At 72.9% G+C, this 24,719-nt stretch carries 24 protein-coding genes; 14 read left to right on the forward strand and 10 right to left on the reverse strand.

Annotation, left to right across the window (positions count from 1 at the left end):
- Window positions 1-8 precede the first annotated feature (8 nt).
- Entirely contained in the window at window positions 9-1,004 is a 996-nt protein-coding gene (locus tag AC57BS_RS13035; protein ID WP_496411873.1) for a GlxA family transcriptional regulator, read from the reverse strand.
- A gap of 77 nt (window positions 1,005-1,081) precedes the next feature.
- Between AC57BS_RS13035 and AC57BS_RS13040 the strand changes: the two genes are divergently transcribed.
- Complete coding sequence (locus tag AC57BS_RS13040) at window positions 1,082-2,383, forward strand: MFS transporter (RefSeq protein WP_496411983.1); 1,302 nt, start codon at window positions 1,082-1,084, stop codon at window positions 2,381-2,383.
- A 3-nt stretch (window positions 2,384-2,386) separates the two neighbouring features.
- Here AC57BS_RS13040 and AC57BS_RS13045 read toward each other — a convergent pair whose 3' ends face one another.
- Window positions 2,387-3,166 carry an exodeoxyribonuclease III gene (locus AC57BS_RS13045; RefSeq protein ID WP_496411874.1) on the reverse strand — a complete coding sequence of 260 codons (780 nt, stop codon included), beginning with the start codon at window positions 3,164-3,166 and terminating at the stop codon, window positions 2,387-2,389.
- Window positions 3,167-3,391: 225 nt separating this feature from the next.
- Here AC57BS_RS13045 and AC57BS_RS13050 point away from each other — a divergent pair, with 225 nt between their 5' ends.
- The gene (locus AC57BS_RS13050; protein ID WP_496411875.1) at window positions 3,392-4,204 is read left to right on the forward strand and encodes a M57 family metalloprotease; all 813 of its coding nucleotides are present in this window, start codon (window positions 3,392-3,394) and stop codon (window positions 4,202-4,204) included.
- A 104-nt stretch (window positions 4,205-4,308) separates the two neighbouring features.
- On the forward strand, window positions 4,309-6,126 hold the full coding sequence (locus AC57BS_RS13055) for an acyl-CoA dehydrogenase (protein ID WP_496411876.1): 1,818 nt from the start codon (window positions 4,309-4,311) through the stop codon (window positions 6,124-6,126).
- Here the strand turns inward: AC57BS_RS13055 and AC57BS_RS13060 are convergent.
- Window positions 6,123-7,685: a PH domain-containing protein gene (locus tag AC57BS_RS13060; RefSeq protein ID WP_496411877.1), complete on the reverse strand. Its 1,563-nt coding sequence runs from the start codon at window positions 7,683-7,685 to the stop codon at window positions 6,123-6,125. The genes AC57BS_RS13055 and AC57BS_RS13060 overlap by 4 nt on opposite strands.
- Window positions 7,682-8,200, reverse strand: a complete 519-nt coding sequence (locus AC57BS_RS13065) for a PH domain-containing protein (RefSeq protein WP_496411878.1) — start codon at window positions 8,198-8,200, stop codon at window positions 7,682-7,684. The genes AC57BS_RS13060 and AC57BS_RS13065 overlap by 4 nt, the downstream gene beginning before the upstream one ends.
- A gap of 70 nt (window positions 8,201-8,270) precedes the next feature.
- On the opposite strand from AC57BS_RS13065, the gene ychF reads away from it, so the two are divergent.
- The gene (gene ychF, locus AC57BS_RS13070) at window positions 8,271-9,347 is read left to right on the forward strand and encodes a redox-regulated ATPase YchF (RefSeq protein WP_496411879.1); all 1,077 of its coding nucleotides are present in this window, start codon (window positions 8,271-8,273) and stop codon (window positions 9,345-9,347) included.
- 210 nt (window positions 9,348-9,557) lie between these two features.
- Window positions 9,558-10,403: an alpha/beta fold hydrolase gene (locus tag AC57BS_RS13075; RefSeq protein WP_496411880.1), complete on the forward strand. Its 846-nt coding sequence runs from the start codon at window positions 9,558-9,560 to the stop codon at window positions 10,401-10,403.
- 20 nt (window positions 10,404-10,423) lie between these two features.
- On the opposite strand, the gene AC57BS_RS13080 is transcribed toward AC57BS_RS13075, so the two are convergent.
- On the reverse strand, window positions 10,424-10,978 hold the full coding sequence (locus AC57BS_RS13080; RefSeq protein WP_496411881.1) for a GNAT family N-acetyltransferase: 555 nt from the start codon (window positions 10,976-10,978) through the stop codon (window positions 10,424-10,426).
- A gap of 17 nt (window positions 10,979-10,995) precedes the next feature.
- Window positions 10,996-11,412 carry a VOC family protein gene (locus AC57BS_RS13085; protein ID WP_496411882.1) on the reverse strand — a complete coding sequence of 139 codons (417 nt, stop codon included), beginning with the start codon at window positions 11,410-11,412 and terminating at the stop codon, window positions 10,996-10,998.
- Between the two features lie 33 nt (window positions 11,413-11,445).
- Here AC57BS_RS13085 and AC57BS_RS13090 point away from each other — a divergent pair, with 33 nt between their 5' ends.
- Window positions 11,446-11,733: a glutaredoxin domain-containing protein gene (locus tag AC57BS_RS13090; RefSeq protein WP_496411883.1), complete on the forward strand. Its 288-nt coding sequence runs from the start codon at window positions 11,446-11,448 to the stop codon at window positions 11,731-11,733.
- Window positions 11,734-11,854: 121 nt separating this feature from the next.
- On the opposite strand, the gene AC57BS_RS13095 is transcribed toward AC57BS_RS13090, so the two are convergent.
- The 3 genes from AC57BS_RS13095 to AC57BS_RS13105 all read right to left on the reverse strand — a co-directional run bounded on the left by AC57BS_RS13095 (window position 11,855) and on the right by AC57BS_RS13105 (window position 14,118).
- Complete coding sequence (locus AC57BS_RS13095; RefSeq protein ID WP_496411884.1) at window positions 11,855-12,760, reverse strand: pseudouridine-5'-phosphate glycosidase; 906 nt, start codon at window positions 12,758-12,760, stop codon at window positions 11,855-11,857.
- On the reverse strand, window positions 12,757-13,659 hold the full coding sequence (locus AC57BS_RS13100; protein WP_496411885.1) for a carbohydrate kinase family protein: 903 nt from the start codon (window positions 13,657-13,659) through the stop codon (window positions 12,757-12,759). The genes AC57BS_RS13095 and AC57BS_RS13100 overlap by 4 nt, the downstream gene beginning before the upstream one ends.
- 99 nt (window positions 13,660-13,758) lie before the next feature.
- A complete protein-coding gene (locus AC57BS_RS13105) occupies window positions 13,759-14,118 on the reverse strand; it encodes a DUF3054 domain-containing protein (protein WP_496411886.1) in 360 nt (119 codons plus the stop codon).
- 34 nt (window positions 14,119-14,152) lie between these two features.
- Between AC57BS_RS13105 and AC57BS_RS13110 the strand changes: the two genes are divergently transcribed.
- From AC57BS_RS13110 to AC57BS_RS13145, 8 genes are all read left to right on the forward strand, one after another.
- On the forward strand, window positions 14,153-15,478 hold the full coding sequence (locus AC57BS_RS13110; RefSeq protein WP_496411887.1) for a cytochrome P450: 1,326 nt from the start codon (window positions 14,153-14,155) through the stop codon (window positions 15,476-15,478).
- 26 nt (window positions 15,479-15,504) lie between these two features.
- A complete protein-coding gene (locus tag AC57BS_RS13115; RefSeq protein ID WP_496411888.1) occupies window positions 15,505-16,554 on the forward strand; it encodes a glycoside hydrolase family 43 protein in 1,050 nt (349 codons plus the stop codon).
- A 25-nt stretch (window positions 16,555-16,579) separates the two neighbouring features.
- A complete protein-coding gene (locus tag AC57BS_RS13120; protein WP_496411889.1) occupies window positions 16,580-17,386 on the forward strand; it encodes an acyl-CoA thioesterase in 807 nt (268 codons plus the stop codon).
- A 154-nt stretch (window positions 17,387-17,540) separates the two neighbouring features.
- Window positions 17,541-19,778, forward strand: a complete 2,238-nt coding sequence (locus AC57BS_RS13125) for a hybrid sensor histidine kinase/response regulator (protein ID WP_496411890.1) — start codon at window positions 17,541-17,543, stop codon at window positions 19,776-19,778.
- The gene (locus AC57BS_RS13130) at window positions 19,775-20,152 is read left to right on the forward strand and encodes a response regulator (protein WP_496411891.1); all 378 of its coding nucleotides are present in this window, start codon (window positions 19,775-19,777) and stop codon (window positions 20,150-20,152) included. Before AC57BS_RS13125 ends, AC57BS_RS13130 begins: the two co-directional genes overlap by 4 nt.
- The gene (locus tag AC57BS_RS13135) at window positions 20,149-21,333 is read left to right on the forward strand and encodes an adenylate/guanylate cyclase domain-containing protein (protein WP_496411892.1); all 1,185 of its coding nucleotides are present in this window, start codon (window positions 20,149-20,151) and stop codon (window positions 21,331-21,333) included. Before AC57BS_RS13130 ends, AC57BS_RS13135 begins: the two co-directional genes overlap by 4 nt.
- On the forward strand, window positions 21,330-22,892 hold the full coding sequence (locus AC57BS_RS13140; protein ID WP_496411893.1) for a peptide ligase PGM1-related protein: 1,563 nt from the start codon (window positions 21,330-21,332) through the stop codon (window positions 22,890-22,892). Before AC57BS_RS13135 ends, AC57BS_RS13140 begins: the two co-directional genes overlap by 4 nt.
- The gene (locus AC57BS_RS13145) at window positions 22,889-23,503 is read left to right on the forward strand and encodes a histone deacetylase (protein WP_496411894.1); all 615 of its coding nucleotides are present in this window, start codon (window positions 22,889-22,891) and stop codon (window positions 23,501-23,503) included. Before AC57BS_RS13140 ends, AC57BS_RS13145 begins: the two co-directional genes overlap by 4 nt.
- Here the strand turns inward: AC57BS_RS13145 and AC57BS_RS13150 are convergent.
- Window positions 23,500-24,603 (reverse strand): hypothetical protein, encoded by a 1,104-nt coding sequence (locus AC57BS_RS13150; RefSeq protein WP_496411895.1) that lies wholly within the window; start codon window positions 24,601-24,603, stop codon window positions 23,500-23,502. The genes AC57BS_RS13145 and AC57BS_RS13150 overlap by 4 nt on opposite strands.
- Window positions 24,604-24,719 lie beyond the last annotated feature (116 nt).

The following is a 24,719-nucleotide window of genomic DNA, read 5'->3' on the forward strand; positions in this document are numbered from 1 at the left end:
GGTGACGGTCAGGCGTCTGCCGTCTCCGCGCCCGCACCCCGGAACGTCCGCCGGTAGGCCGACGGCGAGACGCCCACGCTCGCGCGCAGGTGTTGGCGGAGCGAGGCCGCCGTGCCCATCCCAGCCCGCGCCGCGACCTGGTCGACCGGCAGGTCGGTGGCCTCGAGCAGGTGCTGGGCGTGTCGGATCCGCTGTTGGGTGACCCAGGCGCCGGGGGACTGGCCGGTCTCCTCACGGAAGCGACGCGTGAAGGTGCGCACGCTCATCGACGCCCGCTCGGCGAGGGTGGCCACGTCGAGCCGGTGGTGCAGGTGGGCCTGCGCCCAAGCGCGTACGTCCCCCGTGGCCTCGTCCGGGCGGCGCGGCACGTGCCGCTCGATGAACTGCGCCTGCCCGCCGTCGCGCCACGGCGGCACGACCATGTGGCGGGCGACGGCGTTGGCGACGGCGGTGCCGTGGTCGCTGCGGACCAGGTGCAGGCACAGGTCGATGCCGGCGCTCAGGCCGGCCGAGGTCAGCACCCGCCCGTCGTCGGTGAACAGGACGTCCTCGTCGACCGCGACGGCCGGGTGCAGGCGGCGGAAGTCGTCGGCGTACTTCCAGTGCGTGGTGGCGCGGTGGCCGTCGAGGATGCCGGCGGCGGCGAGCACGAACGCGCCCGTGCAGATGGACACCCAGCGGGCGTCCGCAGGCACCGTGGCCAGGGCGGCGCGGAGGTCGTCGGAGAGGGTGCCGTCGCGCCGCGGTCCGGCGACCTGCGTGCCCGGGACGATGACGGTCTGGGCGGTCGCGAGGGCCTCGACGCCGGCGGAGGGCGCGATGGCGTACCCCCTCGTCGCCTGCACCGGTGCGCCGTCGAGCGACACGACCGCGACGTCGTAGAGGGGGCGGCCCTCCGCGTCGTACGCCTCGCCCAGCACCTGCGGCGGGATCGTGAGGTCGTAGCCGATGACCGGCGGGATCGCGAGCACGACCACCCGGTGCGGAGCGCGCGGAGACGTCATGGCCGGATCCTTCCACATGTTGGCTTTCGTGCCACTCGTGAGCGTACGCCGGGGGCGGGAGACTCGTCCCCGTGACGATGACGACGCCACCCGCGCCCGCGCCCTCCGGGCCGACCGCCGAGCCCCGCCTCCACTGGGCGTGGGTGGTCGCGTCCGTCGCCTTCGTGACGCTCGTCGGCGCCGCGGCCTTCCGTTCGGTGCCGGGCGTCCTCATCGAGCCCCTGCACGACGAGTTCGGCTGGTCGCACGGGCTCATCGGGTCCGCGGTCTCGCTCAACCTCATGCTCTTCGGCCTGATGTCGCCGTTCGCCGCCGCGCTGATGGACCGTTTCGGCGTACGCCCGGTCGTCACGTTCGCGCTCGTCATGGTCTCGGTCGGCAGCGGCCTGACGGTCTTCATGACCGAGCCGTGGCAGCTGATCCTGTGCTGGGGCCTGCTGGTCGGACTGGGCACCGGCTCGATGTCGATGGCGTTCGTCGCCACGATCACCAGCCGCTGGTTCGTCGCCCGCCGCGGCCTCGTCAGCGGCATCCTCACCGCCGGCAACGCGACCGGCCAGCTGATCTTCCTGCCGGTGGTCGCGTGGCTGGCGACGCACCACGGCTGGCGCACGGCCGCCCTGCTCGCGTCGCTCGCCGCGCTGGCCGTCCTGCCGCTCGTGCTGCTGCTCCTCCGCAACCACCCGGCCGACCTCGGCCTGCAGGCCTACGGCGCCACCGACGCGGACCCCGGGCCGCCCCCGCACCAGCACGTCGGGTCGAGCGCCGGCCGCGCGCTGGCGGTGCTGCGCGACGCGGCCAGGAGCCGTACGTTCTGGCTGCTCGCCGGCGGGTTCGCGATCTGCGGCATGACGACCAACGGCCTCATCGCCACCCACTTCGTCCCGGCTGCGCACGACCACGGCATGCCTGCCACGACGGCCGCCTCGCTGCTCGCGGTCGTCGGGATCTTCGACGTCGTCGGCACCATCGCCTCGGGCTGGCTCACCGACAAGGTCGACCCGCGACTGCTGCTGGTCGGCTACTACGCCCTGCGCGGCGTCGGGCTGATGGCGCTGCCGGCGCTGATGTCGCCGCACGTCGAGCCGAGCATGTGGGTGTTCATCATCGTCTACGGCCTCGACTGGGTCGCGACCGTGCCGCCGACAGTGGCGCTGTGCCGCGAGTGGTTCGGCGCGGCCGCCGGTCCCATCGTCTTCGGCTGGGTCTTCGCCAGCCACCAGGTCGGCGCCGCGATCGCCGCGACGGGTGCGGGCGTGGTCCGCGACGTCACCGGTGGCTACGACCCTGCGTTCTACGCCGCCGCCGGGCTGTGTGCCGTCGCCGCGGTGATGTCGTACGCGATTCGGCGCGCGCCGCAGCCGGTCACCGTCGGCTGAGGATCAGTCGAGGTCGACGACCACCGGCGCGTGGTCGGACGGCGCGCCGGCGAACCCGGCCGGGTCGCGCTCCTCGCGGTCGACGAAGGCGCCGCTCACCCGCGACGCGAGCGCGGGGGAGGCGAGGACGAAGTCGATCTTGAGCCCGCGGTCCCGCTCGAAGCGCTGGCGGTAGTAGTCCCAGTAGGTGTAGCCCGCGTCGTGCGCGCGGGTCACCTCGGCGTACCCGTCGTCGAGGAACCCCTGGAACGCCGCGCGCTCCGGCGGCGTGACGTGGGTCGACTTCGCGAACTGCGTGACGTCGAAGACGTCGTCGTCGGTGGGGCAGATGTTCCAGTCGCCGACGAGCGCGGTCTCGCCGTCCAGCCAGCCGCTCGCGGTGGCGCGCAGGCGGGCGAGCCAGTCGAGCTTGTAGACGTAGTGGGGGTCGTCGGGCTTGCGGCCGTTGGGGACGTAGAGCGACCAGATCCGTACGCCGCCGCAGGTCGCGCCGATCGCACGCGCCTCCGCGGCGGCCGGGTCGCCGTAGGGCGGCATGTCGGCGAAGCCGACCTCGACGTCCTCCAGCCCGACGCGCGAGAGCAGCGCGACGCCGTTCCACTGGTTGAGCCCGGCGACGGCGATCTCGTAGCCCAGCGCCTGCAAGCCCATCAGCGGCAGCTGGTCCTCGCGGGCCTTCGTCTCCTGCAGCGCCAGCACGTCGATGTCGTGCCGCTGCACGAACGCCTCGACGCGGTCGATGCGGGAGCGGAGCGAGTTGACGTTCCAGGTCGCGATGCGCACGTGCCCACCCTAAGGAGGGGACCTCGAGCCGTACGCCGTGGGGCGAGGAAGTCTCTTCGCCGCAAACCCTTTACAGATCGTGGGCCGATGGGGGAAGTTCATCGGCACGCACCTGTCTCGGGAACTCGTGCCAACCTGCTGGACCCTCGTCGGACCCTGTCCGACACGTGCTCGACTCTCCGAGATGGCGTGTGCCGAAACCCTCATCCAGAGAGAAGAACCAGCATGAAGCGCAGTCGACTCGGGGCGATCGCCCTCTCCAGCGCAGCACTCCTCGGTGCCGCCCTGGCCTCACCGGCACTGGCGACCACGGACTCGGAGATCCCGACGTTCCAGCAGTTCCACGCAGACACCTTCAAGGACAGCGACCAGCAGTACATCGTCAACGGTGACGAGCCCGTCCCCACCACCGGCGACCTCCGCGACTACTACGACCGGATGATCGGTGGCTCCGAGAAGGCCATCGAGGAAGGTCTCGTGGTCAACACCGTCGGCGGGGCCGACGACAAGTGGTCGACCAGCCAGGTCGGCAACCTGACCTACTGCGTGAGCACCAAGTTCGGCTCGCGCTACGCCGACATCGTCAACGCCATGGCGGCCGGTGCCCAGCTGTGGGAGGACGCGTCGTCGCGCATCGACTACGTCCACGTCTCGTCGCAGGACGCCGCGTGCACCACGCGCAACCGGAGCGTGGTCTTCTCCGTCGAGCCGGTGCAGACCACCCAGTACATCGCCCGCGCCTTCTTCCCGAGCTCTCCCAAGCGCTCGCGCAACGTGCTCGTCGACGACTCGATCTGGACCTCGGGCTCCTGGACCCCGGCCAACATCATGGGCCACGAGCTCGGCCACACGCTGGGCTTCCGCCACGAGCACACGCGGCCCGAGTCGGGCACCTGCTTCGAGGACAACAACTGGCGCCCGCTGACGCCCTACGACTCGGCGTCGATCATGCACTACCCCCAGTGCAACGGCACGTCCGACAACCTCAGCATGACCGCCACCGACCGCCAGGGAGCAGCCGCCCTCTACGGCGCCTGATCCCCACCCGGACACTGTCCGACAGCTGACCCGGACGCCCCCTCCGTCCCGAGCGGAGGGGGCGTTCGTCATGTCCTGTCGGCGCTGCCCGGTAGCGTCGTCGCGTGTCCACACCGACCTCCGGCCCCACCTCCACGATCCTCTCCGCGCGCGACCTGGAGTTCCTGCTCTTCGAGTGGCTCGACGTCGAGTCGCTGGGTGAGCGCCCGCGCTTCGCCGAGCACGACCGGGAGTCCTACGAGGCGCTGCTGGCGCTGTGCGCGCAGCTCGCCGCAGACCACTTCGCCCCCCACTACCGCAAGAGCGACGCCGAGGAGCCGGCGTTCGACGGGGAGCGCGTACGCCTGATCCCCGAGGTCGCCACGGCGCTCGACGCCCTCGCGCGCGCCGACCTGCTCGCGCTGACGCTCGACGAGGAGCACGGCGGCCACCAGGTGCCGCACGTCGTCGCCTCGGCCTGCATGGCGTGGTTCACCGCCGCCAACATCGGCACCGCGGCGTACTCCTTCCTCACGATGGCCAACGCGAGCCTGCTCCTCGAGCACGGCACCCCCGAGCAGGTCGAGCGCTTCGTGGGACCGATGCTGGAGGGGCGGTTCTTCGGGACGATGACCCTCTCCGAGCCGCACGCGGGCTCCAGCCTCGGCGACGTGCTCACGCGCGCCGTCCCCGCCGACGACGGCACCTACCGCATCTTCGGCAGCAAGATGTGGATCTCCGGCGGCGACCACGAGATGGGCGACAACATCGTCCACCTGGTGCTGGCCAAGCTGCCCGATGCCCCCGCCGGCACCCGCGGCATCTCCCTCTTCGTGGTGCCCAAGCACCTCGTCGCCGACGACGGCTCCATCGGTGAGCGCAACGACGTCGCGCTCGCCGGCATCAACCACAAGCTCGGCAGCCGCGGCACCGTCAACACCGCCCCGGTCTTCGGCGGCGGCGCGTTCACGCCCGGCGGTGTCCCGGGAGCCGTCGGCTACCTCGTCGGCGAGCCCAGCAAGGGCCTGTCCTACATGTTCCACATGATGAACGCCGCCCGGCTCGGGGTCGGGATGTCGGCCACGACGACGGCCTACACCGCCTACCTCAAGTCGCTCGCGTACGCCCGCTCCCGCCCACAGGGCCGCCGGCTGACCGCCGCCGACCCCGCCGCGCCGCAGGTGCCGATCATCGAGCACGCCGACGTGCGCCGGATGCTGCTGGCCCAGAAGGCCTACGTCGAGGGCGCCCTCGCGCTCAACCTCTGGTGCTCGCGCCTGCTCGACGTGCAGGCGAGCCCGCGCGACGACGACGAGCGGACGGAGGCCGGCCTCCTGCTCGACCTGCTGACCCCGATCGCCAAGTCGTGGCCCTCGCAGTGGGGCCAGGAGAGCAACAGCCTCGCCATCCAGGTGCTCGGCGGTGCCGGCTACACCCGCGACTACGACGTCGAGGCGCACTGGCGCGACCAGCGGCTCAACCCGATCCACGAGGGCACCCACGGCATCCAGGCGCTCGACCTCCTCGGTCGCAAGGTCCTCGGTGGCGGGGGCGCCTCGCTGGCCGCGCTGGCAGGGCGGGTGCAGCAGACCGTGGCCGGTGCGCGCGACCTCGGCGGCGAGCCCGCGGCGTACGCCGAGGCGCTCACGGCGATGCTCGACCGGCTGGGCGAGGTCACCCTCGCGCTGGCCGGGCTGGGCGACCCCGAGCGCACGATGGCCAACGCCACCGTCTACCTCGAGGCCGCCGGTCACGTCGTGGTCGCGTGGATGTGGCTCGAGCAGCTCGTCGCGGTCGGGGACAAGGAGGGCGACTTCTACGACGGCAAGAGGGCAGCCGCGCGCTACTTCTTCCGCTGGGAGCTGCCCAAGGTGGCGCCCATGCTCGACCTGCTCGCCTCGGGCGACACCACCACGCTCGACATGCGCGACGCCTGGTTCTAGGCCTGCTGCCGCTGGTCCGAGCCGCGGGCGACGAAGTCACCCAGCAGCCCCGGCGTCGCGGCGTCTGCGAGCGCCACCGCGACCTCGAGGCGTACGTCGCGCACCACCACGCGCTCGGTGCCGGCCGCCGTCGTCGCGGTCAGGTCGGCGAGGCCGATGCGGCGCTGCCACCACGACTGGCTCACCACCCAGCCGATGATGCCGTCGGTCTCGAGGACCGTACGCACGCGCGCCAGGGCACCGCCGCCGGCGACGAGGTGGTCGCCGGCGAGGGCGTGCCCGAGGTGGCGGTAGGACACCTCGCCCACCGCGGCGGCCAGCGCGAGCAACCCGGCGCCGAGCGCGCCCAGCCACCACCAGGTCAGGTCGAACCACCACCAGCCGACGGCCAGCAGCACGATGACGTCGAGGGCGTTGCGCAGCTGGCGGAACCACGCCCGGCGGTGGGCTCGCGGCCCGTGCTCGACGAGCGGGTCGGTCAGCGGTCCCGGGTGCTCGAGCACCGCCTCGCCGACCCCGACCGCCACCGTGCGCGGGCAGGGCGGCAGCACCTGGGTGACGCCGCTCTCCACGCCGGTCGCCAGCGTCGACAACTCCGCTCCGCCGACCAGCCGCAGGAGCACTGGCTCGGTGATCTCGACCCCGCGGACCTTGGCCTCCTCGACCGTGATGGAGCGGGTGGTCAGCAGCCCGGAGGTGAGGTGCAGCGACCCGTGCTCGCGCAGGAGCCGGAAGCCCCACCACTGCAGGACGTAGCCGGCGACCGAGACCACGAGCCAGACGACCAGCGCGCCGACGGCGAGCGCGGGCACGATGACCACGAGGGCGAACTGGGTCAGCCACTGCCACAGAGAGGTGGCGGTCTCCTCGTTCCAGATGGGGAGCTCGTCGGCGACCTGTGACAGCACGCCCAGGCCTCCGACGAGGAGCACGAGCCGGCCCAGGCTGAACGGCGCGAAGCGCAGCCAGGACCAGTCGATGGTCGCCAGCGGGACGGCGGGAGGGAGCGCCACGGCGGCCGGTGCGGGCTCGTGCCCGAGGTACGGGTCGTGCTCGGGGCCGTGCTCAGGGTCGTGCTCGTGGGTGGGCGCTGGGGGCTGCGGCCGCACGCCGACCCGTCGGCCCAGCAGCGACGTACGCAGGGCGTCGGCGTCGGCCACCGCGAGCGCGTCGAGCGTGATCCGGTCGTCGTCGACGCCGGTGCCCACCTGGACCTTCTGCAGGCCCAGGACGCGGTGCAGCAGCGAGGCCTCGAGGTCGACGCTGCGGACCCGGTCGAGCGGTGCCGTCGACGTGGTCTTGTTGAGGATCCCGCTGCGCACCTGGATCTGGCTGTCGGTCAACCGGTAGTGGGTGGTGAGCCACGGGAGCGCAGCGAGGACGAGGGGTGCGACGACCACCAGGGGGAGGACCACGGGCCAGAAGCGCATGTCGCTCTGGCTGATGCCGACCAGCGCGACCACCACGGGCACGACCGCCTGGCCGATGGCCTTCACGGGGTCGAGCAGGAGCTTGCGCGGGCTGAGCCGGACCCAGCCGTTGCCGGGGGACGGGATCACGTCGCGTCGCCCTCCGTCGCCGCGGTGATGGCGGTCAGGCGCGCGACCACGTGGGCCGCGGTGTCGGCGTCGAGGCAGTCCACGGTGATCGGGCCGGCGGCCGAGGCGGTCGTGACGGTGATCGAGGCGAGGCCGAAGAGCCGCATCAGGGCGCCCTGCCGCGAGTCGACGGTCTGCACGCGGCTGATCGGCGCGATCCGGGTCTCTCGCCCGATCCACCCCGCGCGGGTGTGGACGGCGGTCTCGGTGACCTCCCACCGGTGCACCCGGTAGCGGATGCGCGGCATCAGCACGACGTGGGCGACCGCGGCCACGGCGAGGAGCAGGACGATCAGCCCGACCCAGCCCGGCGCGCCCGGGACCACGAGCCAGGCGACCAGGGCGCCGGCCACCAGGAGGGCGTCACCGAGCAGGGCCGACACCGTCCAGAACCCGATCGCCTGCGGCGAGACCCGGTTCGCCGGCGCGCGCAGCACCGGCCCCCGCACGATCGGCTCAGCCCCCACGTCACTCATGGTCCCGAGTCTGGCAGGTGCCACGTCAGGTTTCGCCGGGCCACCGGCTGCGGCCGTAGACTCCCCGCCCGTGGCTCTCACCATCGGCATCGTCGGTCTCCCCAACGCGGGCAAGTCGACGCTCTTCAACGCCCTGACCAAGAACGACGTGCTCGCGGCGAACTACCCGTTCGCGACGATCGAGCCCAACGTGGGCGTCGTGGGCGTCCCCGACGAGCGGCTGCCCCAGCTCGCGAAGGTCTTCGAGTCCGCCAAGCAGCTGCCGGCCACCGTCGAGTTCGTCGACATCGCCGGCATCGTCCGCGGCGCCTCCCAGGGCGAGGGCCTGGGCAACAAGTTCCTCAGCCACATCCGCGAGTCCGCGGCGATCTGTCAGGTCACGCGCGTGTTCCGCGACGAGGACGTCACCCATGTGGACGGCGAGGTCAACCCCGCCAACGACATCTCGACGATCCAGACCGAGCTGATCTTCGCCGACCTCGAGACCGTGGACCGGGCGATCCAGCGGCTGGAGAAGGAGTCGCGCAAGGTCAAGGACCTCGTCGCGAACCTCGAGGCCGCGAAGGCGGCCAAGGAGGCGCTGGAGTCCGGCACCCCGATCATCGCGACCGACATCGACCGCTCCCTGCTGCGCGAGCTGTCGCTGCTGACTGCCAAGCCGTTCATCTACGTCTTCAACTGCGACGCCGACGAGCTCGCCGACGAGGCCCTGAAGGACAGGATGCGCGCCATCATCGCGCCGGCCGAGGCGATCTTCCTCGACGCCAAGTTCGAGGCCGACCTCGCCGAGATGGACGACGACGAGATGGCGCACGAGATGCTCGCCGAGATGGGGATCACCGAGTCCGGCCTCGACCAGCTCGCCCGCGTCGGCTTCGACACCCTCGGCCTGCAGACCTACCTGACGGCCGGGCCCAAGGAGACGCGGGCCTGGACGATCAAGAAGGGCGCCACCGCGCCCGAGGCCGCCGGAGTCATCCACACCGACTTCCAGAAGGGCTTCATCAAGGCCGAGATCGTGTCCTTCGAGGACCTGATGGCGGCCGGCTCCATGCTGAAGGCCAAGGAGGCCGGCAAGGTGCGCATGGAGGGCAAGGACTACGTCATGGCCGACGGCGACGTGGTGGAGTTCCGCTTCAACGTCTGAGGGCCCCCGGGCGGGCGGTGCACGGCCTGTCGAACAGGACGAACCGCGGCCCGCACGCCCGTCGTATGCCTGCGCACCGCCCGGGCGGGCACTTCCTCCTGTTCGACAGGCCGGCGCGCCCGCGTGATCTTCGACCCAGTGCGGCCGCAGCGACCGCAGCCGGGGCTACTGTGGAGTAACCAGCCACCCACCAGCGCGAGGATGACCGCCATGGCACGCCTGGCTCCCGACACGGTCGTGCTCCACGGCCACGAGCTCTCCTACGTCGACAGCGGCGCCGGACCGGCGGTGCTCTTCATCCACGGGATCCTCGGCTCCCAGGGCCAGTGGGCCCACCTCGTCGACCAGGTCGACGACGACCACCGCGTGGTGGTGCCCGACCTGTTCGGGCACGGCGACTCGGCGAAGCCGACCGGCGACTACTCGCTGAGCTCGCACGCCGCGACGCTGCGCGACCTGCTCGACCACCTCGGCATCGAGCGGGTCACGCTCGTCGGGCACTCGCTCGGCGGCGGCATCGCGATGCAGTTCTACTACCTCTTCCCCGAGCGGGTGGACCGGCTCGTCCTCGTCGCGAGCGGAGGTCTCGGTCGTGAGGTCAACCTCGTGCTGCGCTCGGCCACCCTGCCCGGCGCCCAGCAGGTGCTCGGCGTCATCGCGTCTGCGCCCGTCCTCGGCAAGGTGGAGGCGCTCGGCCGGCGAGCCCAGAAGGTCGGCTGGAAGCCCGGGGCCGACATCGGTGCCATCTGGCGTGGCTTCACCTCGCTCGGCGACCAGGAGAGTCGCCGCGCGTTCCTCGCCACCACCCGGGCGGTGATCGACCTCGGCGGCCAGAGCATCAGCGCCCACGACCACCTGGAGTCGGTGACGCCGCCACCGACGCTGATCGTGTGGGGCTCCCGGGACCGGATGATCCCGGCCTGGCACGCGCTGAGCGCGCAGCGGGCGCTGCCCGAGTGCAGGGTCGAGCTCTTCGAGGGCGCCGGCCACTTCCCGCACCTCGACGACCCCGACCGCTTCGCCCGGGTGCTCCGGGAGTTCATGGCCGAGGCCTGACGAGCCGTACGACGTCGGGGTCAGGTCGTGCCGCCCCGGGACCGCCACTCGTCCTCGAGCATTGCGAGGACGAGCTGGGTGGCCCACTCGCCCTTGAAGTGCACGCCGTCGACCAGGCGGGCCTCCTTCCGGAAGCCGAGCCGCCCGAGCAGGCGTACGGAGGCGTCGTTGCCGTCGATCACGACGGCGCTGATCCGGTGGAAGCCGAGCTCGTCGAACCCGAGCCGCAGCATCGCGCGGGCGGCCTCGGCGGCGTAGCCCTGACCCTGGTGCGACCGGGCGAACGCGAAGCCGATCTCACCCTGCCGCTCGGAGGCCCACTTGAGGAGCACCTCGCCGATGACGGTCCCGGTCTCGGCCACCTCGACGGCGAGCACCAACCACTGCCCGTGGGCGACGAGCTCGGTCTGGGTGAGCTTGGCCCGGAGCGTCTCCTCGGTGGCGGTGCGGTCGCGCACCGGCCAGGGCACGAACCGGACGACCGCCGGATCGCCGTGGAAGGCGGCGAGGTCGTCGAGGTCGTCCATCCGGTGCGGCCGCAGGACCAGGCGGTCGGTCCCGATCGGGAGCTGCACGTCCAGGCCTGCCCCGGTCACAGCGCGAAGTGCCCCGTCGCGAGGCTGCGGAGCACGCAGAACTCGTTGCCCTCCGGATCGGCCATGACGATCCAGGACTCCTCGCCGCTCTGGCCGACGTCGGCCCGGGTCGCGCCGAGGGCCTCGAGCCGCGCGACCTCCTCGTCGCGCGAGCGGTCGACGGGGGAGAGGTCGAGGTGCAGCCGGTTCTTGACGACCTTGTCCTCCGGCACGGCCGCGAGGAACATCGTCGGCGGCACCGGACCGGAGCGGACCGCGTCGAGCAGCGCCTGATCGCTCTCCCGCGGCGGGCCGATCTCCACGAGGCCCGGCTCGCGGTCGAGCACCACCCAGTCGAGCGCGGCGGCCCAGAAGTCCGCCAGCAGGTCGGGGTCGTGGCAGTCGAGCGAGATCTCGGTCAGTCGGGAGGCCATGCGGCGATCCAAGCACGACCCATACTGGTCGGCATGTTCGACCGGAAGCCCGACTCCGTCTCAGCCGCCGAGGGTGCCCGCGCGGCCGAGGAGGGTCGCGTCGTCGTCTACTGGCGCAAGGGCTGCCCGTTCTGCAAGCGCCTCCAGCTGACCCTCGGCAAGAAGGTCAGGGACGTCGTCTGGGTCGACGTCTGGGCCGACCCCGACGCGTCGGCGTACGTCCGGAGCGTCAACGGCGGCGACGAGGTCGTGCCGACCGTCGTGATCGGCGGGGTCCCGCACACCAACCCGCCGCCGGGCGAGGTCCGCGCCGCCGTCTGAAGTCGTCTCCTGCATGGTCCTGGTGGCGGCGGGACGTACTGCTGAGCTGACGGGTTGGGTGGGTGTTCAGGCAGGTCGTCGGCCCCCAAGTCGCCAACTGACGAGTTGGCGGTCAGCAACCTCAGCGCCCGGCGTACGCCCGCGCGATGGCCGCACCGAGCCGCGCGTTGTGCTCGACGAGCGCGATGTTGGCCTTGAGTGACTCGCCTGAGGTGATCTCGACGATGCGGCCCAGCAGGTAGGGGGTCGCGTCCTTGCCGCGGATGCCGAGGCGGTCCATGTCGCCGAGCGCCTGCTCGATGATCGCTCCGATCTCGTCGGCGGGGATCTCCGACTCCGCCGGGATCGGGTTCGCGACGACGACGCCGCCGGCCAGCCCGAGGTCCCACTTGGCCCGCATCAGGGCGGCGACCTCGGCGGGGGAGTCCACCCGCATCGGCGCCCCGAAGCCCGACGAGCGCGAGAAGAACGACGGGAACTCGTCGGTGCCGTAGCCGAGCACCGGCACGCCCAGGGTCTCGAGCTTCTCGAGCGTCAGGCCGATGTCGAGGATGCTCTTCACGCCGGCGCAGACCACCGCCACCGAGGTGGTCGCCAGCTCGGTGAGGTCGGCCGACACGTCGTACGACGTCTCGGCGCCGCGGTGCACGCCACCGAGCCCGCCGGTCACGAACACGCCGATCCCGGCGAGCGCGGCCAGGCGCATCGTCGAGGCGACCGTCGTCGCGCCGTGCAGGCCGCGCGAGACGACGTACGGCAGGTCACGGATGGAGACCTTGAGGACCGACTCGTCCGAGGCCAGCAGCTCGAGGTCGTCGGCGGACAGGCCGATGGTCGGGCGGCCGTGCAGCACCGCGATGGTCGCGGGGACGGCCCCGCCGTCGCGGACGATGCCCTCGACCGTGCGGGCCATCTCGACGTTCTGCGGGTAGGGCATGCCGTGGCTGATGATCGTGCTCTCCAGCGCGACGACGGGCCGGCCGGACGCGAGCGCGTCGCGGACCTCGTCGGTGACGGTCAGGTTCAACGGTGCTCCCTCATGAGGTCGTGCATGGCTGCGGCCAGGTCCGGCCGGACGGTGTGCGGGCTCTCGATGGTGGCGGCCGCGGCGAGGTGCCCGTCGCGGGCCGCGGCGACGGGGTCGGCGCCGCCCAGCCAGGCCGCGACCCAGGCGGCCAGCATCGCGTCGCCCGCCCCGGTGACGTCGACGACTGTCGCGGTGACGGCCGGCAGGTGGACGGGGGCGGCGTCGCGGCTGCACATCCACGACCCGTCCGCACCCTGCCTGAGCCAGACGTGCTCGACGCCGCGGGCGTGCAGGTCGGCGACGGACGCCCGCCAGTCGGAGGCCGGTCGGCCGGTCAGGGCGGCGATCTCGTCGGTGTTGGGCGTGACGAGGAACAGGTCGCGCACCAGGTCTGCCAGCCGGGCCGCCTTGGCCACCGACACAGGCTCGAAGGCCACGGGTACGCCGGCGTCCGCGGCAGCGCCGACGACCCGGGCGGCCTGGTCGTGCGCGAGGTTGCCGTCCACCACGACCAGCGCGGCGTCGGTCAAGTGGACCGTGTCGAGCTCGAGCGCGTCGACGATCGCCATGTCGGAGACCGCGGCCACGAGCTCGCCGCGGTCGTCGAGGACCGCGGTGTAGGTGCCGGTGCGGCCCGGCACCCGGCGTACGGCCCCCACGTCGGTGCCACAGGCGGCGGTGACCCGCAGTGCCTCCTCGCCGAAGGCGTCGTCACCCACCGCGGAGACCAGGCGTACGGGGGCGCCGAGCAGGCCGAGGCAGGCGGCGATGTTGCGACCGACCCCGCCGGGCGAGATGCGGGTGTGCCCGGGGTTGCTGGTGGCGGGGACGAGCGGCGCCGAGGTGCGCGCGACCACGTCCATGTTGGTCCCGCCGACGACCACCACCCACTGCTTCACGCGCAGATCCTGACAGACGCCCCGCTGTCCCCACCCCTCTCGATGGTCCGCTGCGAACGGCCGCTCTGCGCGGGGCAGGCAGCGGCTTTCCGCAGCGGACTACGCCATGGGGTGTGGACGCGGGCGCCGAGCACTGAACCTGGCGCCGATCCGGGGCAGCACGAGCAGCGCGCCGAGGACGAGGGTCGCCACGACGACGAACGGCGTCGCCGTGCCCTGGCCGCTCACCTGGCGCAGCACCATCCCGCCGGCGAGGGCGCCCACCCACACGACGACGCCGGACGGGACCGCCGCCGGGTCCCGTCTCGCCACGGCGAGGACGGCCCACGCGGCCAGCGTCCCGACGAGGAACGGCCACGCCGTCGTCCACCACCCGCCCGCGGTCAGCGTCCCGTAGTGGCTGAGCCGCCCGATCACCGCGAAGACACCGACGAGCAGGAGGTCGACCACGAGCCACATGCCGCCCAGCCTAGGCAGCACTACTGTCGGAACCATGACGTCGACCACCGTCCTCGGTCCCGTCGGCCGGGAGGTACGGGCCGGCGTCCACTGGGGCGTGGCCCACGGCCTGCCGACGCTGCTGCTGCGCCGGGCGGCCGGCCGCGGTGACCTCCAGGCCCGGCTGATCCGGGTCGGGTCGCTCGGCACCGACGAGGTGTTCGACCTGGTCGAGGAGATCCGGGCACACGGGCCGCTCTACCGCTCGCGCATCGGCTACGTCGCCACCAGCCACGCCGCGGTGCGCGAGCTGCTCACGAGCGACGACTTCCGCACCGGCTTCCCGACCGACGAGGGGCCGATCGGCCGGGTCGCCAGATGGGCCGCGCCGACGACGCTGCACCCGGTCGAGCCGCCGTCGCTGCTGGTGACCGAGCCGCCCGACCACACCCGCTACCGCAAGCTCGTGACGCGCGTCTTCACCATGCGTGCGGTGGAGCGGCTGCGCGAGCGGACCGAGGAGATCGCCGCCGGACTGCTCGACTCGCTCGAGCGGCGGGCGGACGGACCGGTCGACCTCGTGGAGACGTACTGCGCGGTGCTGCCGGTGACGGTCATCGCCGAGGTCCTCGGGGTGCCGGAGGAGGAGCGCGGCCGGGTGCTCGACTTCGGCTCGGCAGCGGCGCCGAGCCTCGACCTGGGGCTCGGGTTCCGGCGCTACCGCACCGTCGCACAGGCCCTCGCCCGCTTCGACGCGTGGCTCGGCGACCACCTCGACCGCCTGCGTCGCACCCCCGGCGACAACCTGCTCAGCCAGCTCGTGGCGGTGCGCGAGGACGGTCACGGCCTCAGCGGGACCGAGCTCAAGGCGACGGCCGGGCTCGTCCTGGCCGCCGGCTTCGAGACGACCGTCAACCTCCTCGGCAACGGCATCGCGCTGCTCCACGACCACCCCGACGAGCGCGCCCGCGTCGTCGCCGACCCGACCCTGTGGCCCAACGCCGTCGAGGAGGCTCTGCGCCTCGACCCGCCGGTGCTGCTGACGGCGCGGATGGCTGCCCGCGACACCGAGCTCGCCGGCCAGCCGGTCCGCGCCGGGTCGATGGTGACGGCGATCCTCGGCGGTGCCAACCGCGACCCCGACGTCTTCGACGACCCGCTGCGCTTCGACGTCGCCCGTCCCAACGCGCGCGACCACATCGCCTTCTCCGCGGGCCGGCACCACTGCCTCGGCGCCCAGCTCGCCCGGATGGAGGGCGAGGTCGGCCTGCGCGCGATCTGGGAGCGGTTCCCCGACCTCCGGCTCGAGCCCGGGGCGCGCCGCCGCGAGACCCGCATCCTGCGCGGGTTCGAGACACTTCCCGCAACCCTGCGACCCTGAGGCCGCGCAGCAGGTACGGTCCCCCGGTGCCGAACCGGGGAGCAGTGCGCCTGCTCGTGCTGATGATCGTGGCCGGACTGCTGTCCGTGGCCGTCCCGGCGTCCGCGGACGAGCGGGTGCCGCGACCCGTGCTCGACGTCGACTTCCCCGACCCGGCGGTCGTCGCCGCGCCCGGCGGCCTGGTCGCGTACGCCACGGGTGACCGGGTGCCGCACGCGTGGTCGCGCGGCGCGGACGGACCGTGGCGCCGCGGGCCGAGCCTGCTGACGCACCGACCGTCGTGGTCGCGCGAGGGCGGTGTGTGGGCCGTCGACGTGGCGCGCGTGCGCGGGCGCTGGCTGCTCTACTACGCCACCCCGGTGCGGGGGATGGGCGAGCACGGCCGGTGCATCGGTGTCGCCCGCTCGGGCTCGGCGCGGGGTCCGTTCCGGCCGGTCGGCAGCACCCCCCTGGTGTGCCCCTCCTACGCCCGTACGCCGGCCGCACAGGACCCGATGCTGCCGCGCGACCGTACGCTCCCACGCGCCGGCGTGATCGACCCGTCGTGGTTCCGCGACGCGGACGGGGCGGCGTACCTGCTCTACAAGACAGACCGGATCCCCTCCAGCCTGCGGATCGTCGCGTTGGCGCGGGACGGGCAGTCGGTGGCGCCGGGCGCGACGAGCGTGGAGCTGTTCCGCTCCGACGGCGTGGTCGAGAACCCTGTGCTCGTCCGGCGCCCCGAGGGCTACGTGATGCTGGCCTCGGAGGGGGACTGGACCCGCTGCGGCTACCGCACCCGCTGGCTGAGGTCGGCGTCCCTGCTCGACTGGACGGCCGCCGACGGCGGGATGCTGCTCGACGCCGCGTCGACCGGCCTGTGCGGTCCCGGCGGCGCCGACCTCGTCGAGGTGCGCGGGGGACGGCTGCTGGCCTTCCTCCACGGCTGGACCTGCCGCGGCACGGCGCTGCCGTGTGCCGGCACCGGCAAGTGGGACCACAAGCCCCGCCAGCGGGGGCGCCGCGCGATGTACGCCGCGCGGCTCGACTGGGTCGGGGGTGTGCCGCAGGTCACCGGCTGGCTCCGGCCCCGCTGATCCGGCGCAGACCTAGGCTCAGGACATGGCTACCGAGTGGGACACGCACACGGCCCTGACCGCGACCGGTGACGGCCTCTTCGGCGCCGAGCTCGATCCCGGCTGGATGGTGGGCGGTGGCGTCAACGGCGGCTACCTGCTCGGGCTGGTCGGCAAGGCGATCGCCGAGGCCGTCCCGGCGAAGCCGCACCCGCTGTCGGTCAGCGCCTACTACCTCTCGGCCGCCCGCCCGGGCGCCGCGCAGGTGTCGACGCGGGTGCTGCGCGAGGGCGGCTCGGTCGCGTCCGTGGCGGCCGAGCTCGGCCAGGAGGGCGCGACCCGCATCTCCGCCCTGGCGACTTACGGAGACCTGCGCACGATGCCGGACGACGTCGCGACGACGGCCGAGCCGCCCGTGCTGGCCCCGCTCGAGGAGTGCGTGACCGGCTCTCTCGCGCCCGAGGAGACGCGCCGCGTCGCTCCGGTGATGGAGCGCTTCGACATGCGGTTCGACCCCGCCTGCGTCGGCTGGGCGGTGGGCGCCCCGAGCGGTCGCGGGCACATCCAGGCCTGGTTCCGGATGGCCGACGGCCACGACGTCGACCCGGTCGGACTGCTCATGGTGTGCGACGCGCTGCCGCCGGTCACCTTCGACCTCGGCCGCCCGGGCTGGGCCCCGACCCTCGAGCTGACCGTGCACGTCCGTGCGGTGCCGGCGCCGGGCTGGCTCCGGGTCTCCCACCGCACCCGCAACGTCGCCGGGGGCATGTTCGAGGAGGACTGCGAGGTCTGGGACTCGGCGGATCGCCTGGTCGCCCAGAGTCGTCAGCTGGCGATGCAGCCGCGCGGCTGACCTGCGCCCTTGCCCGTGAGTCTCCCGGAGACTCAACGTGCATCCCGGGCGTGTCGCCGGTCCGCACCTGCTCCGGGATCCCGCGAATGGGGCTTGCCGCCCTCCGAGGGGGCGGAGCACACTCGGGAGGCGGGGGCGCGGTTGGAGTGGTGCGATGGACAGCGGCCCCCTGGGCCAGACCGACAGCGGCCGGGACACCGACCGGTTGCTGGTCGACGTCCAGCACCAGGCGGCCGCCACCCGCGAGATCCTCGAGGCCCTCGGGCGAGCGGGGGCCGACCCGAGCGGCGTCCTCGACACGATCATCGACCGGGCGGTCCACCTCTGCCGGGCCCAGGTCGCGCAGCTCTACCTCCTCGACGGCGACACCTTTCGGCTGTCCCGCATCTCCGGCGACGCCCCCGAGGACTTCATCCGCTACGTGGAGGACCACCCGATGGGTCGCTCGCGCGACAGCCTCGTGGGACGGGTGGCGCAGGACCGCTGCACGCAGCAGATCGGTGACGTGCTGCGGGACCCCGACTACGGCCGGCACGACCTGCAGAGCCTGGCCGGCTTCCGCACGCTGATGTCGGCGCCGATGCTGTTGCACGACGAGGTCATCGGGATCCTGTCCGTGTGGCGCACGGAGGCCCAACCGTTCGACCCCGGGGAGGTCGACGTGCTGAGCACCTTCGCCGTCCAGGCCGCCATCGTGCTGCGCCAGGTCGAGCTCGTGGCCGCCCTGGAGGCGCGGAGCGGCGAGCTCGCCGCCAAGGTCACCCAGCTCGAGGTGCTCCGCGAGATCGGCGAGGCGATCAGCTCGAGCCTCGACCTCGACGAGGTGCTGGGCGGCATCGTCAGCGGGGCCGTACGCCTCTGCTGGGCCGACGGCGGGTCGATCATGGAGTACGACGCGGGCGAGGACTGCTTCCGCGTACGAGCCACCGCCGGCGGTGGTCCGGAGCTGACCGAGCGGCTGCGCACCCTCACCATCCGGCGCACCACCTCGCCCGTCGGCCGTGCGGCCGCCGAGCGGTCGACGCTGGTGGTGCCCGACCTGGCCTCGGCCACCCGGGACGAGCACCTCGACATCCTGCTGGCGGACGGCTGGAGGTCGATCCTCGCCGTCCCGCTCGTCCGCCAGGACCAGCTCGTCGGTGCCCTGGTCATCCGCCGGCGCCGACCGGGCGACTTCGGGGCCGACACCCCGGAGCTGCTGCGCACCTTCGCCAACCAGTCCGGACTGGCGATCGTCAACGCGCGCCTCTACGGCGAGCTCGACACGAAGCGGGCAGAGCTGGAGGTCGCGAGCCGGCACAAGTCGGAGTTCCTCGCCAGCATGTCCCACGAGCTGCGTACGCCCCTCAACGCGGTCATCGGATTCTCCGAGGTGCTCCTGGACCGCATGTTCGGCGAGCTCAACCCGCGGCAGGAGGAGTACCTCCGCGACATCTGGACCTCGGGCAAGCACCTGCTGGAGCTGCTCAACGAGATCCTCGACCTCTCGAAGGTCGAGGCCGGACGGATGGTCCTCGAGCCCAGCCTGGTGTCGGTCCGGGCCTGTCTCGACTACGTCCTGTCCCTCGTGCGCGACCGCGCCGCGGCGCACGCCATCGACCTCGGCCTCGAGGTCGCCGACGACGTCGGGGTGGTGTGGGCCGACGAGCTGCGGCTCAAGCAGGTGGTGCTCAACCTCGTGTCGAACGCGGTGAAGTTCACCCCCGACCGCGGGTCGGTCCGCGTCCTCGCCACGCGTGAGGGCGAGGACGTCCTCGTCCGCGTGACGGACACCGGGATGGGCGTGCCGGCCGAGGACCGCGAGCGGATCTTCGAGTCGTTCCAGCAGGGCCACCGCGGGGCACCCAAGGAGGAGGGCACCGGGCTCGGGCTCACGCTCTCGCGGCGGATCGTGTCGCTGTTCGGCGGGACGCTGTCGCTGGAGCCGCAGACAGGCCCGGGGAGCGTGTTCGCCATCCGGCTGCCGCTGCCCGCGGTCGAGCCCGCGGTGGAGGGCGACGCCGACGGCACCAGCACGATCCTCCTGGTCGACGACGACCGGGCCTCCCTCGACCTCATGACGGCCTACCTCTCTGCCTCGCCGGTGCGGGTGCTGCACGCGCGCGACGGGTTCGAGGCGCTCGCCCTCGCGCGTACGGCCGCCCCCGCCGCCGTCGTGCTCGACATCCGGTTGCCCCGCATGGACGGGTGGGAGGTGCTGTCCCGCATGAAGGCGGACTCGGCGACGCGCTCGATCCCGGTCGTGGTCGCCTCGATCATCGACGAGCGGCAGCGCGGCCTGCAGCTCGGCGCTGCGGCGTACCTGCTCAAGCCGGTGCGCCGCGACGACCTGCTCGACGCACTCCGGGGCCACGGGCTCGACCTCGACCCGTCGCCGGCGGTGTCGCCGTGAGCCCGCGCATCCTGGTGATCGAGGACAACGCCCTCAACCTCAAGCTGGTGCGCGACGTGCTCGAGCACGCCGGCTACGTGGTCGGGTCGGCGACCACGGGTGAGCTCGGCGTCCGCTCAGCCGCGACCGAGCCGCCGGACCTCGTGCTGCTCGACCTGCAGCTCCCGGGCATCGACGGCCACGAGACCCTGCGCCGGCTGCGCGACGAGGTGCTCCCGGACGGCGTGCCCGTCGTCGCGGTCACCGCCCTCGCGATGGAGGAGGACCGCGACCGGGCCAGGCGCTCCGGGTTCGACGGCTACCTGGAGAAGCCCCTCAGCCCGCGCGCCCTGCCGGCGCAGGTCGAGGGCTTCCTCGCAGGGGGTACGCCATGAGCGCCGCGGAGGAGCACGGGCAGGCCGCCCGGCCCACCGTCCTGGCGGTCGACGACCAGCCGGCCAACCTCCGCCTGCTCGACGCGATCCTCTCTCCGCGCGGCTACGAGGTGCTCACCGCACCGGGCGGAGAGGAGGCGCTGGACATCCTCCGCGAGCGATCGGTCGACGTGGTGCTGCTCGACGTGCAGATGCCGGTCATGGACGGCTGCGAGGTGTGCCGCAGGATCCGGGGCGACCCCACGACGGCGTTCCTGCCCGTCGTGATGATCACTGCCGGCGGCACCGCGCAGCGGCTCGACGGACTCGAGGCGGGCGCCGACGACTTCATCACCAAGCCGTTCGACCAGTCCGAGCTCCTGGCGCGCGTGCGCTCCCTCGCCCGGATCAAGGGCTACCAGGACACGATCACGAGGCAGGCCGAGGAGATCTCCGCCTGGAATCTCGAGCTCGAGGCACGGGTGGCCGAGCAGGTGGACGAGCTGGAGCGGGTCGGCCGGCTGCGGCGGTTCCTCTCCCCGCAGCTGACCGAGCTGGTCGTCAACGACGAGGACCTGCTCGCCAGCCACCGCCGCGAGATCGTGGTCGTGTTCGTCGATTTTCGAGGGTTCACCTCGTTCGCGGAGGCGTCGGAGCCCGAGGAGGTGATGCACGTCCTCGGCGAGTACCACCAGGCCTTGGGTGCTCGCATCGACGAGCACCGGGGCACCCTCGAGCGCTTCACCGGCGACGGGGTGATGGTGTTCTTCGGCGACCCCGTCCCCGACGAGGACCCCGCAGGCTCGGCCGTGGCGATGGCGCTCGACGTCCGCGAGGACGTGCGCCGCCTCGCGGGCTCGTGGCGCCGGCGCGGGCACGACCTCGCCCTGGGCGTCGGCGTGGCCCAGGGATACGCGACCCTCGGGCGGATCGGCTACCCCGGCCGGTCCGACTACGCCGCCATCGGCAGCGTGACCAACCTGGCCGCCCGGCTGTGTGCCGACGCGGGACCGTGGCAGGTCCTCGTCACCGATCACGTGCTGGCGCACGTGGAGGAGCGCGTGGCGTCCCGGCTCGTCGGCGACGTCCAGCCTCGCGGCTTCAGCCGACCGGTGCGGATCCACGACGTCACCGCCCCGACCTCGGGGCGCGAGCACGACCAGGAGCACCACCAGGAGCACCACGAAGAGGTGACCGGATGACCCAGCAGCCCGCGCTGACCGACCTCGACGGGCGACAGCGCTACGAGGCGTACGACCGGCTGCAGCAACGCCTGCCGGGGATCTGGGAGTCGATGCGGACCGACCACGCCGCCGAGTCCGCGGTCGTGGTGCCCTCGATCAGCCTCGAGCGCACGACGGCGAGCAGCGGGACGCTCATGCAGGCCATGGAGGAGCGTGCGCTCTTCCTCCTCCTGCTGCTGCGCCAGCCCATGCTGCGGCTGATCTACGTCACCTCCGGACCGATCGACGAGGAGATCGTCGAGTACTACCTCGGGCTCCTGCCCGGCATCATCCCCAGCCACGCCCGCCGACGCCTGCACCTCGTGTCCGTCGGCGACTCCTCGCCGCGACCGCTCAGCGCCAAGCTGCTGGAGCGCCCTCGCCTGCTCCGCCACGTCCGCCACCTCATCCCCGACCGGTCCATCAGCCACCTGATCCCCTACAACACCACCGAGCTGGAGCGGGACGTCGCGCTGAGCCTCGGCATCCCGGTCTACGGCTCCGACCCGCGGCTGGCGCCGCTCGGCAGCAAGTCGGGCTGCCGCCGGCTGTTCGACGAGGTCGGCGTACGGGCTCCGGTCGGGGCCGAGGACCTCGCCACCCTCGACGACCTGGTCACGGCGGTGGTCGGGATGCGGGCCCGCCGGCCCGACCTGGCGGAGGTGATCGTCAAGATCAACGAGGGCGTGTCGGGGTCGGGCAACGCGCTGGTCGAGCTGGGCGAGCTGCCCCCGCCCGGGTCGGACGAGGAACGTGCGGTGCTCCGTACCCGCATCGAGGCCCTGCAGCCCGAGGCGGCGGACCTCGACCCGGGCGACTTCCTCGCCGCCTTCGAGCAGCTCGGCGGCATCGTCGAGGAGCGCATCACCGGCGCGACGCTGACCAGCCCGAGCGTGCAGATGCGGGTCCTGCCCGACGGCACGGTCGAGCTGCTGTCGACCCACGACCAGCTCCTCGGCGGGGCCAGCGGCCAGAAGTACCTGGGCTGCGTCTTCCCCGCCGACGCGGCCTACTCCCGCAAGATCACCGAGCCCGCGATGGCCATCGGGCGTCACCTCGCAGGCAAGGGTGTCCTGGGTCGCTTCGCCGTGGACTTCGTGACCGTGCAGGACGACGCGGGGGACTGGGAGGCCCACGCGATCGAGCTCAACCTCCGCAAGGGCGGGACGACCCACCCGTTCCTGACGCTGCAGTTCCTGGCCGGTGGCGAGTACGACGGCGACCTCGGCACCTATCGCACGGCGTCCGGGGCCACCAGGCACCTGGTGGCCACCGACCACCTCGAGGACGACCGGCTCCGCGCGCTCACGACGAGGGACGTGCTCGACGTGGTGGCCAGGCGCCGGCTGCACTTCGACCAGTCCCGCGAGACCGGGGTGGTCCTCCACATGATCAGCTGCGTCACCGAGTGCGGACGGCTCGGCATGACCGCGGTCGGGGACAGCCCCGAGCAGGCCTGGCAGATCTACCAGGACGCCTGCGCGGTGCTGCTCGAGGAGGCGGCCGAGGCCCGCGAGCCGGGAGTGCTGCCGGCGTGAGTGACGACCCGCTCGTCTGGTACGCCTCCTTCGGCACCAACCTCTCGAGGGCGAGGCTCGGGTGCTACATCGCCGGTGGCACGCCCGTCGGCGCGAGGCGCTCGTACGAGGGCTGCCGGGACCGGACCGGGCCCCGCGAGCACCGGACACTCACCCTCCCGGGGCACCTGCGCTTCGCCGGTGAGTCATCGGTGTGGGGCGGTGGCATGGCGTTCTACTCGACCTCCGGCGAGGGCGCGGTGCACGCCCGTGCCTACCTGCTGCGCCTCGAGCAGCTCGTCGACCTGGTGGCCCAGGAGGCACGCCACCCCGTGGGCACGGCGCTGGTGCTCGCCGACTCCGGGCCCACCCGGCACGGGCTGTCGAAGGTCTACGACGTGGTGATGGACCTCGGCCAGCTCGACGGACACCGGCTGCTCACCCTCAGTGCCTCCCGGCACCACCCCCTCCGCCCGCCGTCAGAGGCGTACCTCCGCACGATGGCCGACGGGCTCGCGGACGGGTTCGGCCTCGACGCCGACGCCCGCGTCGCCTACCTCGCCGCGGCCGAGGGGATGCTGCCGGCGTGGACGCCGGACAGGGTGCGCGAGCTGCTGGCGACTGCCGGCTAGTCGAACCAGGCGCGGTCCATCGCCACGATCCAGCGCCGCCGGGGGTGCTCGGTGAGCGACCAGATGCGGTCGGTCGCGGGCCAGTAGGACAGGTCCTCGGGGCCCATCGGCAGGGCCCAGCGGCGCTGCCGCATCGACCCCGGCTGACCGGCGTACACGCTGCCGGGCATCCACGGTCCGTGCGACACCGTGACGTGGTAGCGACCGGCCGCGATCACCGCCCCCTGCATCTGGTGCACCCCGCCCTCGTCGACCGCGAGGGGGCGCGAGAACCCGTCCTCGCCGGCGACGAGTTGCCACGTGGTGGGGTCGAGCTCGTAGCGCGCCAGCCGGGTCGTGGCGCCGCGGTCGAGGGCGTACTCGCCTGCGGTCAGCGCAGGCGGGTCGGATCGCCGGTCGAGCGAGACGAAGGAGTAGCGGAGCTTCTGGTGGCCCTCGTCGGCGTGGGCCCGGTAGGTGAACCGCACGGGCAGCACGTAGCGGTGGCCGTAGGAGTGCAACCGCGTGCCGTCGATGCCGAACCGGTCGGGATGGTCGTCGTCGCCGGTCACCCGCATGATGTCGTCGACCCGGGCGGTGACGAAGCCGCGGCTGGTCGCCGCGATGTGGAGGTAGGGCCCGGCCCAGACGATGCCGCCGGCGTGGATGCCCGTCGGTCGCAGGGTGAGGGCGCCGGTCTCGTCGAGGACGGGGGAGACGAGCAGGACGTGGCGGTACCTGCCGGAGTCGAGGTCGACGAACGTGATCCGCGAGCCACGCTTGATGCCGTCGCGCCCGGTCGAGTACCAGGTCGTCACCACGACCCGGCGACCCTCGATGTCACCGGTGTCGGAGGAGTCGGCGCTCGTCGAGATGCCCTGGGGGTACCACTGCTGGTCCCGCTCGTCGTGGTCGTCCCACCTGTACGCCTCGCGCACCGCGCGGCCCAGCAGGCGCGGGGCGCGCGAGCGGCGCAGGTCCCACCTGAGGTCGTCGAGCAGGCCCCCGAGACCGGACGGCTCGCCGAGGAGCCCGGCGAGGGCGTCGATCTCGCGGACGTTCTCGTCCGTGCGCTGCAGGTGCACACCCTGGACGTACGGCGACTCCGACGCGGTGGACATGGAGCGACCCTAGCCAGCCGCGGGCTCCCCGCCCGCCCCCTCCGGGGTAGTCCCCATCCCCACCCCTGTCCCCACCCTCTCTGGTAGTCCGCTGCAAGAAGCCGGTGCCAGGCCGG

Source organism: Nocardioides sp. BGA-UO-ETr-FS32 (assembly GCF_059567905.1).